This window comes from Kitasatospora sp. NPDC007106, from assembly GCF_040634455.1.
Taxonomy (GTDB): domain Bacteria; phylum Actinomycetota; class Actinomycetes; order Streptomycetales; family Streptomycetaceae; genus Kitasatospora; species Kitasatospora arboriphila.
On the sequence record NZ_JBEYFP010000198.1, the window covers coordinates 1 to 9,892 of the forward strand.

At 76.4% G+C, this 9,892-nt stretch carries 8 protein-coding genes, 1 pseudogene and 1 riboswitch; of the genes and pseudogenes, 4 read left to right on the forward strand and 5 right to left on the reverse strand.

Annotated elements, in window-relative coordinates:
- The 3 genes from ABZ641_RS17510 to ABZ641_RS17520 all read right to left on the reverse strand — a co-directional run.
- On the reverse strand, positions 1-1,222 hold a 1,222-nt coding region (locus ABZ641_RS17510), incomplete at its 3' end, for an ATP-binding protein (protein WP_359982774.1).
- 26 nt (positions 1,223-1,248) lie between these two features.
- Complete coding sequence (locus ABZ641_RS17515) at positions 1,249-2,745, reverse strand: cobyric acid synthase (protein ID WP_359982776.1); 1,497 nt, start codon at positions 2,743-2,745, stop codon at positions 1,249-1,251.
- Between the two features lie 190 nt (positions 2,746-2,935).
- Positions 2,936-3,913 (reverse strand): cobalamin biosynthesis protein, encoded by a 978-nt coding sequence (locus tag ABZ641_RS17520; RefSeq protein WP_359982782.1) that lies wholly within the window; start codon positions 3,911-3,913, stop codon positions 2,936-2,938.
- Between the two features lie 113 nt (positions 3,914-4,026).
- Positions 4,027-4,163, reverse strand: a riboswitch (cobalamin riboswitch).
- A 206-nt stretch (positions 4,164-4,369) separates the two neighbouring features.
- Between ABZ641_RS17520 and ABZ641_RS17525 the strand changes: the two genes are divergently transcribed.
- From ABZ641_RS17525 to ABZ641_RS17535, 3 genes are all read left to right on the forward strand, one after another.
- On the forward strand, positions 4,370-5,059 hold the full coding sequence (locus tag ABZ641_RS17525) for a transcriptional regulator (RefSeq protein WP_359982779.1): 690 nt from the start codon (positions 4,370-4,372) through the stop codon (positions 5,057-5,059).
- A gap of 104 nt (positions 5,060-5,163) precedes the next feature.
- Positions 5,164-6,297 carry an alpha/beta fold hydrolase gene (locus ABZ641_RS17530; RefSeq protein WP_344621954.1) on the forward strand — a complete coding sequence of 378 codons (1,134 nt, stop codon included), beginning with the start codon at positions 5,164-5,166 and terminating at the stop codon, positions 6,295-6,297.
- A 167-nt stretch (positions 6,298-6,464) separates the two neighbouring features.
- Positions 6,465-7,970: a hypothetical protein gene (locus ABZ641_RS17535; RefSeq protein WP_344621953.1), complete on the forward strand. Its 1,506-nt coding sequence runs from the start codon at positions 6,465-6,467 to the stop codon at positions 7,968-7,970.
- 91 nt (positions 7,971-8,061) lie between these two features.
- Here the strand turns inward: ABZ641_RS17535 and ABZ641_RS17540 are convergent, their stop codons facing one another.
- Positions 8,062-8,886: a CDP-alcohol phosphatidyltransferase family protein gene (locus ABZ641_RS17540; protein WP_344622040.1), complete on the reverse strand. Its 825-nt coding sequence runs from the start codon at positions 8,884-8,886 to the stop codon at positions 8,062-8,064.
- A 43-nt stretch (positions 8,887-8,929) separates the two neighbouring features.
- Positions 8,930-9,622: a phosphatidylserine decarboxylase gene (locus ABZ641_RS17545; RefSeq protein WP_344621952.1), complete on the reverse strand. Its 693-nt coding sequence runs from the start codon at positions 9,620-9,622 to the stop codon at positions 8,930-8,932.
- 153 nt (positions 9,623-9,775) lie between these two features.
- On the opposite strand from ABZ641_RS17545, the pseudogene ABZ641_RS17550 reads away from it, so the two are divergent.
- Positions 9,776-9,892, forward strand: a pseudogene (locus ABZ641_RS17550) (aldo/keto reductase); the annotation flags it as partial.

Genomic DNA, 9,892 nt, shown 5'->3' on the forward strand with positions numbered 1-9,892 from the left:
GCACCGTTGCGGCTGGTGCCGGCGGGGGCGGGGGGGGGGCGGGCCGGGGGCGGGGCGGCGGCGGGGCCTGCTCGGGGGCGCCGGCCGGATCCGGGGCGGGGTCGGAGGCCGCCGAGCCGTCCGGGCCGCCGTCCGGGCCCTCGTCCTGCGGGCCGCCGCCGTCGGGGTCGGTGTCCGGTTCGGTGTCGTCCGGGCCGTCCTCCTCGGCGCCCGCGTGCTCCTCCAGCGTGCGGTCCAGCTGCTCCTCGTCCAGGCCGGGCGCGTCGAAGGGGTTGCGGCGCCGCCGGTGCGGCAGCGCCAGCTGCGCGGCCTTGCGGACGTCCTCCTCCAGCACCTCGGTGCGCCCCGCCCAGGCCGCCAGCGCCACGGCCGTGCGGGCCATCACGATGTCCGCCCGCAGGCCGTCCACCTCGAAGGCCGCGCAGACCGCGGTGATCTGACGGAGCGCCGTGTCCGTCAGCTCCACCTTCGGCAGCAGCTCCCGGGCGGCGGTGATCCGCATCGCGAGCGCCCGCTCGTCCTCGGCGAACCGCGCGGCGAAGCCGGCCGGGTCGGCGTCGTAGGCCAGCCGGCGGCGCACCACCTCGGCCCGCTCCTGCGGGTCCCGGGTCGCCGCGATCTCCACCGTCAGGCCGAACCGGTCGAGCAGCTGCGGCCGCAGCTCGCCCTCCTCCGGGTTCATCGTGCCCACCAGCAGGAAGCGCGCGGCGTGCCGCACCGACACGCCCTCCCGCTCCACGTACGAGCGGCCCATCGCCGCCGCGTCCAGCAGCAGGTCGACCAGGTGGTCCTGCAGCAGGTTGACCTCGTCGATGTACAGCACGCCGCGGTGCGCCCTGGCCAGCAGGCCCGGCTCGTACGCCTTGACGCCCTCGGCGAGCGCCCGCTCCAGGTCCAGCGAGCCGACGATCCGGTCCTCGGAGACGCCGACCGGCAGCTCCACCAGGTGCGCGGGCCGCTCCAGCGACCCGGCGCCGCCGTGCGCGCCGTCCGGGCACTGCGGGTCCGGCGCCGCCGGGTCGCAGGCGAACCGGCAGTCGGCGACCGTGCCGATCGACGGCAGCAGCCCCGCCAGGGCGCGCACCATGGTCGACTTGGCGGTGCCCTTCTCGCCGCGCACCAGCACACCGCCGACGGCCGGCGAGACCGCGTTCAACAGCAGCCCGAGCCGCAGGTCGGCCATGCCGACGACCGCGGTGAACGGATAACGGGCGTCACTCATCTGCTCTCCCATGTTCACGGCCCCGCTCACGGCGCACCCGGCGGCACGAACGGCAACCCCTGCGGTGCCCCGCCCTCGATCAGCTTCCACAGCGCGTCGGTGTCCGCATGCTCCTCGATCAGGTCGCCCAGCCGGTCCAGCCGCTCCTCGCGCGCCGCGGCGAACGAGGTGTCCGGCGCCGGGACGAAGGCCCGCCCGGCCGCCGACGCCACCTCGCGCAGCAGCGCCCGGCGGAAGCCGTCGTTCTCCAGCGCGCCGTGCCAGGTCGTCCCCCACACCGCGCCGACCCGGCAGCCGTCCAAGAAGGCTTCCCCGCCCTCGACGGCCACCACGCCGTGGTGGATCTCGTACCCCTCGACCCGCTCCCCGTACGCCTCGCCGACCGGCCGGCCGAGCACCTTCTCCGCGCCGAACTCCACCCGGGTCGGCAGCAGCCCGAGGCCCTCGACGGCGCCCGCCTTCGACTCCACCGCGTCGACGATCTCCCGGGACAGCATCTGGTAGCCGCCGCACACGCCGAGCACGGGCAGCCCGGCCGCGGCCCGCGCCTGCAGGGCGGTGTCCAGCCCGCGGCCGCGCAGCCAGTCCAGGTCGGCCACGGTCGCCCGGGTGCCGGGCAGCACCACCAGGTCGGCGTCGGCCAGCTCCTCCGGCCGGGTCGCCCAGCGGACCAGCACGCCCGGCTCCTGGGCCAGCGCGTCCACGTCGGTGAAGTTCGACAGCCGCGGCAGCCGCACCACGGCCACCCGCAGCACCTCCGCGCCGTGCGGGGCCGCGGTCGGACGGTTCTCCACCGCCGTCGACAGGTCCAGCGAGTCCTCGGCGTCCAGCCACAGGCCGGACAGCATCGGCAGCGTGCCCAGCACCGGACGGCCCGTCAGCTCCCGCAGCATCTCCAGCCCCGGCGCCAGCAGCCGGGCGTCCCCGCGGAACTTGTTCACGAACCAGCCCGCCACCAGCGCCTGGTCCTGCGCGGACAGCAGCGCCAGGGTGCCGTACATCGCCGCGAACACGCCGCCGCGGTCGATGTCGCCGACCACCACCACCGGCAGGTTCGCCGCCGTGGCCAGGCCCATGTTGGCGATGTCCCGGTCCCGCAGGTTGATCTCCGCGGGCGAGCCGGCGCCCTCGCAGACCACCACCTCGTACCGGCTGCGCAGGTCCGCCAGGCACTCCAGCGCCCGCTCCAGCAGGACGGGCTTGCGCTCGCGGTAGTCCAGCGCCCCGACCTCGGCGACCGGCCGGCCGAGCAGCACCACCTGGCTGCGGCCGTCCGCCCCCGGCTTCAGCAGCACCGGGTTCATCGCCGCCTCCGGCGCCACCATGGCGGCCTGCGCCTGCATCGCCTGGGCGCGGCCGATCTCGGCGCCGTCCGCGGTGACGAAGGAGTTCAGCGACATGTTCTGCGCCTTGAACGGCGCCACCCGCACCCCCTGCCGGGCCAGCCACCGGCAGATCCCCGCCGTGACCACGCTCTTGCCCGCGTCCGAGGTCGTCCCTGCCACCAGCAGAGCCTTCGTCACGTGACACTCCCTTGCTTACGTGTGGCGCCGGCGGTGAGAACGGCCGCCCCGGCCGCAACGGCCGGCATTCCCGGGGCGCGAGTGGGCACGCCGGCCGCGACGGTGGGCATCCCGGGGGCGCCGACCAGTCCGGTGCGCCCGCGAGTGGCCCGTACTCCTCCCGCGCACCCGGCGACCCGCCGAACCGCCGTCATCGCTTCCTCCCCGGCTCACGGGCATCCCGCCCCCGACGTCCCCGTGCCAGGCCGGTGAGGCCGCGGGCGGCCGTGGTGACGGCCAGGGCCAGGATGCCGACGCGGCGGGAGAGGCGGCAGGCGCGTTCGATGTCCGCGACGGCGACCGGACGGAGTTCGGCGCCGAGGACGGGGCGGTGCTCGACCCGCTCGCCGTACCGCAGGGTGCCGCCGAGGCGGACGCCGAGGCCGCCGGCGAAGGCCGACTCGGCCTGTCCGGCGTTGGGGCTGGGGTGTGACGACCCGTCGCGCCGCCAGACCTTCCAGGCGGCCCGCGGGTGCTCCGCGGCGGCGACGGTCAGCAGCGCGGTGAGCCGGGCGCCCGGCCAGCCCGCCACGTCGTCGAGCCGGGCGGAGGCCCAGCCGAAGCGCAGGTGGCGGGGCGAGCGGTGGCCCACCATCGCGTCCAGGGTGTTGACGGCCCGGAAGGCCAGCAGCCCGGGGGTGCCCGCCAGCGCGCCCCAGGTGAGGGCGTTGACGACCGCGTCGGCGGTGTTCTCGGCGACGGACTCGACGACGGCGCGGGCGATCTGCTGCTCGTCCAGGGCGCTCGGGTCGCGCCCGCACAGGTGGGGGAGCCGCCCGCGGGCGGCGGCGAGGTCGCCGGCCTCCAGGGAGCGGCCGATCGCGCGGGCCTCCCGGGTGAGCGAGGTGCCGCCGAGGACCGTCCAGGCGGCGGCCGCGGCGAGCGCGGCGCGGGCCGCGGGACAGCCCCGCAGCGCGTGGTCGGCGAGGGCGGCCCCGGCCGCGACGGCGCCCACGCTCAGCGCGGTGAAGGCGGTGCCGGCGCCCCGGTGGTCGCGCCAGAGCCGGCGCTCCAGGCGTCCGGCGGCGCTGCCGAAGAGGGCGACCGGGTGGCCGCGGCGGGGGTCGGCGAGGGCGGTGTCGGCGAGGTGGCCGGCCACGGCGCCCAGCAGGTAGGGGGCGGAGCTCAGACGGGCCACGGCCCGGCTCCCCGGTCGGGGCGCAGCGGTGACCGCTGGGCAGCCTGCATGGCGTGCGTGTCCTCACTCAGGGTCCGCGCCCTGGATCGACGAACCGGCGGCGAGAGTCTCCTGGCTTCCGGGTCCGGCGCGCGCTCGGGCCTTCCAGCGGCCCTGTGGCGGACCGCCGTGACCGTGCAAGGTCGAGCGTGCTCCCCGGTGACAGTGGCGGGACCGCGCCGGATTCGCACCGGCTTCCTCTGCATGCCTCCGTATGGCCCCGAGATCCCATCACGCGCTCCGACCACCAGTCAACAAAGCCTCCGGAGGGCTTGGTCACACTCCGTCGCCGGATTCCGTCGCCGCCCGCCCCGTACGATCCTCCAGCGCCGGGCGGTTCCGCCGGGGCCGGGTTCGTGCGTTCGGCGTGTGGGTGGTGCCGCGCGGGCGCCCGTACGTTCTTGTCGCATGCGACGCAGACCGTCCGCACCGCCTCCGGTGCCGTTCTCCCCGCCGGCCGCGCGGGCGCACCGCGCCGGGCTCGGCCTGAGCCCGGAGCAGGTCGCCGAGGCCATGGCCGCGCACGGTGTCCGGCTGCTGCCCTCGCACGTGGCGGCCTGGGAGGCCGGTGAGTTCCTCCCGTCGGAGGAGGAGTTCATCGCGCTCTCCCGCGCCCTGTGGTGCCCGCCCGCCCAGCTGATGGGCGTCGCGCCGGCGACCCTGCGGGACTTCCGGCTGGCCCGGGAGCTCACCCGGGAGCAGGCCGCGCACCGGATCGGGGTGGGTGCGGCGACCTACGCGAGGGCCGAGGCCACCGGACGCTGGGACGCGGACGGCGAGCAGGGCCTGGCGCTGGCGCACGTGCTCGGGCTGCCGCTGCGGGTGCTGGTCCGGGTGACCGGGCGTCAGGACGACCTGGACCGGCGGCTGCGCCAGGTGGTGGACGGCCGCTGGCAGGCGCAGCTGCGGGAGGTGGGCCGGATCGTGCCCGTCCCGCACGACCTGCTGGGCGGGGTGCTGGCCGAGTTGCAGGACGAGTACCTCGTCCCCGGGCACTGGGGCTCGTCGGTGCCGGACGCCGCCCGTCCGCCGGCCCGGCCGCTCGCGGAGCGGTTCTGGGAGCTGCTGGCCCGCCGGGGCACCGACGTGCCGGTCTGAGCCGCCCGGACGGACCCGCCCGGACGGACCCGCCCGGGTGGCCCGCTCCCGGGCCGGGGCGTGGACTGGGATCGCCATGTCCGTGCCGCCACACCGGGAGCGCCATGCGTTGGGGAACCGCCGCGATCGTCGCGGCCGCCGCCGTCGGGACGGGTGCCGCGGCACTGCTGATCGGCCGCCGGGTGTCCGAACGGGCCGTCCGGCCCGGGTTCGCGGGAGCCTTCGCGGCCGCCGGGCAGGCGGGCGGACCGGGCATCCGGGTGCAGGAGCTGGCCGCGGACCGCGTCATGCTCACCCGCAGCGTGGAGACCGAGCGCCCCGGCCGCTACGCCCTGGAGTGGGCCGGGGGCGGGCACGCGGTGGTCGGCGACGTGCTGGCCACCGGGCCGCAGAGCGTCACCCGCCGGCTGCTCGCCACCGGCGCCGGCTCGCTGTACAGCGGGACGGAGGTCCGGGTGACCGCCCGGGTGCACCTCGGCGACCCGGCCTCCGCGCTCGGCCTGGACTTCACCCCGAGCGACGTCGAGGGCGAGCTCGGCCCGATGCCGGCCTGGTACCTGCCGGGCATCCGCGGGCTGTGGGCGGTCCTGGTGCACGGCCCGGGCGCCGACCGGCAGCAGGCCCTCCCGGTGCTGCCGCTGCTGCACGCGCTGCGGCTGCCCGTGCTGGTGGTCACCCACCGCGGCGACGCGGGCGCCCCGGCCTCCCCGGACGGCCTCGGGCACTTCGGCGAGACCGAGTGGCGGGACGTCGACGCCGCCGTCCGCCTCGCGCAGGCGAACGGCGCCGGCCGGATCGTGCTCTTCGGCTGGTCGCTCGGCGCGACGATGGCGCTGCACACCGCGGCCCGCTCGGCCTGGCGGGAGTCGATCGCCGGCCTGGTGCTGGACTCGCCGGTGCTGGACTGGCCGACGACCGTCCGCCAGGAGGCCGCCCGGGCCGGGGTGCCCGCCCCGCTCGCCGAGCTCGGCGCGCTGGCCGCCGAGGGCCGCACCAAGGTCGACCTGGCCGGCTTCGCCCGGCTGGCCGACGGCACCGACCTGAACGTGCCGACCCTGCTGCTGCACAGCCCCGTGGACGCGGTGGCGCCCTTCGCGGCGGCCGAGCGCCTCGCCCGGCGGCGCGACGACCTGGTGAGCCTGCACCCCGTCCCGGACGGCGCGCACGCGGCCCTGTGGAACGCCGACCCGGACGGCTACGGCGAGGCGCTGCGCCGCTGGCTCACCCCGCTGATGTGAGCCCGGCGGGCCCGTCCGCGGGGGGTGTGCTCATGCCAGGTTTCCCGCTCGGACGACCCGGTTTGGTGGCTGTTGCCCGATCTCATCCCCCGTCCGCGGACCGGACCTACGATCGCGCGTAGAACTCGATGTGACAGAAGGCCGGTACACGGGGAAGACTGCTCGGCGTGACGTCTCGGAACCCGCGCGACCGTGATGCCCCGCTCCAGCCCGCGATCCGCACCGGAGCGACGGTCACCCGTCTGCCAGGAGCGGCTCGCCGACCCGAGAGCACGCCTCCGGGCGGGCCGGTCCGCCGCCGCACCCCCGCACCCAAGCCGGGCCGCGGCCGGGTGCCGGTGCCGGACGGCTTCCCCGCTCCCGCCGAGCTGGCCCCGCTCGCCCGCCGGATGCTCGCCGACGCGGTGCGCATCTCCCGCTGGGCCGGCGAGCTCGGCGAGGTCGACAAGCGCGGCGAGCTGCTGCCCGACGACGCCCGGGCCGCCGGGCGCGCCCTCGCCATGACCGTCGGTGCCGCCGCCAAGGCCTGGGGCCAGGCCCTGCTGGTCGGCCTGGTCGAGCTGCGCGACGGCGGTGCCGGGCCCGGCTGGCGGCTGAACGCCTGGGAGCACGACGACGAGGCGGTGATCCGCGGCTGGTCCGCGCTGTTCGACGCCTGGACGCTGCTCGCGCCCGTGCCGCCCGCGGCCATGCGCGGCGTCTTCGCCCTGCTGGCCGGCCAGGCCGTCGACCAGGCGCCGCACCTGCTGTCCTTCCTGCACCTGGTGGACGGGCCCGTCCCGGACAACGAGCTGCTGGAGCTGCTGCGCCGCGGCCTGGACGAGCGCCGGCACGGCGCCGGCACCGGCTCGTTCGGCCCCTCGCCGGTGCCGCACGCCGCCTCCGCCATGTCCGCCGTCCGCGGCACCTGCCGGGAGCCGCAGATCGACACCCCGACCTCCGCGGCCGACGTCGCCGCGGTCCTCGACTGGATGCTGGACGGCCTGGCCGCCGTCGGCGCCCTGGAGCGCCGCAACGACGCCGCCGAGCTCTCCCCGCTCGGGCACTGGGCGGTCCGCGCCAAGCTGGAGGAGATCTGCACCGTCGCGCAGACCGCCGCCGGCCACATCGAGCAGGACGCGCTGGAGCTGCTCGCCGCCTGCGCCGACTACACCCCGGGGCCGGCCCGCGCCGAGTACCGGGCCTGGGTCGCCGCCCGGCCGGCCGACCGCGCGGTCGCCGAGCTGCTGGACGCCGCCCGCGGCGAGGACGCCCTGCTGCGCGGCCTCGCCTTCGAGGCCCTGCGGGTCGCCGGCGGCCCCGCCGAGCAGGCCGTCCGGGCCGCGGTGGACGAGCAGGTCCTGCGGCCGTACGCGCTGCTCTGGCTGGCCGAGCGCTCCGACGACGGCCCGGTGTCCCCGGCCGACGTGCTGGGCGCGGAGGACGCCGCCTGGCTGTGGGTGGACACCGCCGCGGCCGTCCTCGACCACGGCGACACGGCGCTGCTGGTGCCGCACGTCGAGGGCGCCTCGGCGGGCGAGCCGGTGCGGCTGTTCAACCGGGCCCGGCAGTCCGGCCACCCGCGGGCGGCCTCGGTGCTGACCGCCGTCTCCGGCGTGCACCCGGACCCGTCGGTGGCCCGGGCGGCCCGTCGCTCCGCCTTCAGCGTCCACGACGGCGGTGCCGGCCGGTAACGCCCGCACCCGCCTCCCGGGCACGCGAGAGGGGCCCGCATCCGGTTCGGATGCGGGCCCCTCTCGTCGGGTCTGCGGGACTCCCGCCGGCTCAGCAGCCGCGGGACTCCGCGCGGCGGGCGCGGACGTCGCCCACCTTCTCGCCGACCTTGCGGCGGATCACCAGCAGCGGCGCCATCGCGGCGAGCGTGATCTGGGCGACGGCACCGATGTGCATCAGCAGGTCGCCGCCGGGCAGACCGGCCGCCCAGGCCGCCAGGCAGCCGATCGAGACCACGATCCAGCAGAGCGTCGCGGTGGCGAGCAGGCCCTGCGGCTTCGGGTACTCGATGCGGCTGACCATCAGGTACGCCACACCGAAGATCATCAGCAGGCCCGGCACGAACGGCGGGTCGAGGAGCACGATGGCGATCACCGTCATCGCGCCCATCGGGCACGGCATGCCCTGGAAGATCCCCGGCCGCATCTTGACGGCCGAGAACCGGGCGAGCCGCAGCACCACCGCCAGCAGGACCGTCAGCGCGATGAACGCCGAGAGCTGCTGGTTGCTGTCCGGCGACACGATGCCCCAGACCGCCACGAAGTACGCCGGGGCGATGCCGAAGCTGATCAGGTCGGCCAGGTTGTCCAGCTCCGCGCCCAGCGCCGAGGAGCGCAGCTTGCGGGCCACCAGGCCGTCGAACAGGTCGCACATCGAGCCGATCAGCAGCAGCGTGACCGCGGTGGCGGCGCTGTTGCGGTTCGGCGCGGTGGTCTCACCGGTGAGGTGCGGCATCAGGACCCCGGTGGTGATCGAGTAGATCGCCAGGAAGCCGCAGACGGCGTTCCCCAGGGTCAGGAAGTCGGCGGTGGACAGGTGCTGCGGCGAACGGGGCGCCCGCAGCTCGCGGTCGCGCGCCCAGCGGCGGCGCCGCAGCTCCGTCTCCTCCTCGTCTCCGAGGCCGACGAGAGTCTCAGGATCAGTCACGGTCAAGGCGCGTCACCCCGGCGGTGGTCTTCTGGCCGACCTCGACGCCAACCTCGACGCCTGCCGGCAGGTACGTGTCGACGCGGGAGCCGAAGCGGATCAGACCGATCCTCTCGCCCTGCTCGACCTTGGTGCCGGCGCTCACGTACGGCACGATGCGGCGGGCCACGGCCCCCGCGATCTGGACCATCTCGATGTCGCCGAGTTCGGTGTCGAAGTGCCAGACGACCCGCTCGTTCTGGTCGCTGTCCTTGTTGAACGCCGGGACGAAGCCGCCGGCGACGTGCTCGACGGACGTCACGGTGCCGGGCAGCGGGGCCCGGTTGACGTGCACGTTGAGCGGGCTCATGAAGATGGCCACCCGGGTCCGGCCGTCCGGCCAGGCGTCGATCGACTGCACCACGCCGTCCGCGGGGGAGATGACTCTGCCGGTGCCGATCTCACGCTCCGGGTCGCGGAAGAACCACAGCATGCCCGCACCGAGGGCGCAGGCCGGGACAGCCGCCAGGGCCCACTTGCCGGAGCGCCGGGTGAGGGCGGTCGTCACGGCGGCGGTGGCCAGGGTCGGGGCGAACCAGGGGGTCGCGCCGCGCGCGATCGTCACGCGCGGACGCCGACCGGCCGTCGGTGCGGCGAAGGGGTCGCCGCCCGGGACGGAGGTGTGAGGGGACGGGCTGATGGGCATCGAAGACCTTAGTCGCGGGGGATCATGGCCGCTGGACGGGGGCCACCGCGGGGATCGGGTACATGGGGACGCTGTCCCGGTGGATGCTATCGGGACCAGGCGGTAGGTGGGCAAGCCGCCTGTTCGTGGATATGCCGGGCATGGTGCCGAACCATGCCTGCTATGTATACGACCGTGGCCGTCTCGCCGCTCTGCCTCGGCGGCAACGTCTTCGGCTGGACGGCGGACGAGGCCCAGTCCTTCGCCGTCCTCGACGCCTACGCGGCGGCC

Coding starts and splice junctions, on each gene's coding strand:
- ABZ641_RS17545 (WP_344621952.1), bottom strand. CDS start 9,622: ATGCCCATCAGCCCGTCCCCTCACACCTCCGTCCCGGGCGGCGACCCC.
- ABZ641_RS17530 (WP_344621954.1), top strand. CDS start 5,164: ATGCGTTGGGGAACCGCCGCGATCGTCGCGGCCGCCGCCGTCGGGACG.
- ABZ641_RS17525 (WP_359982779.1), top strand. CDS start 4,370: ATGCGACGCAGACCGTCCGCACCGCCTCCGGTGCCGTTCTCCCCGCCG.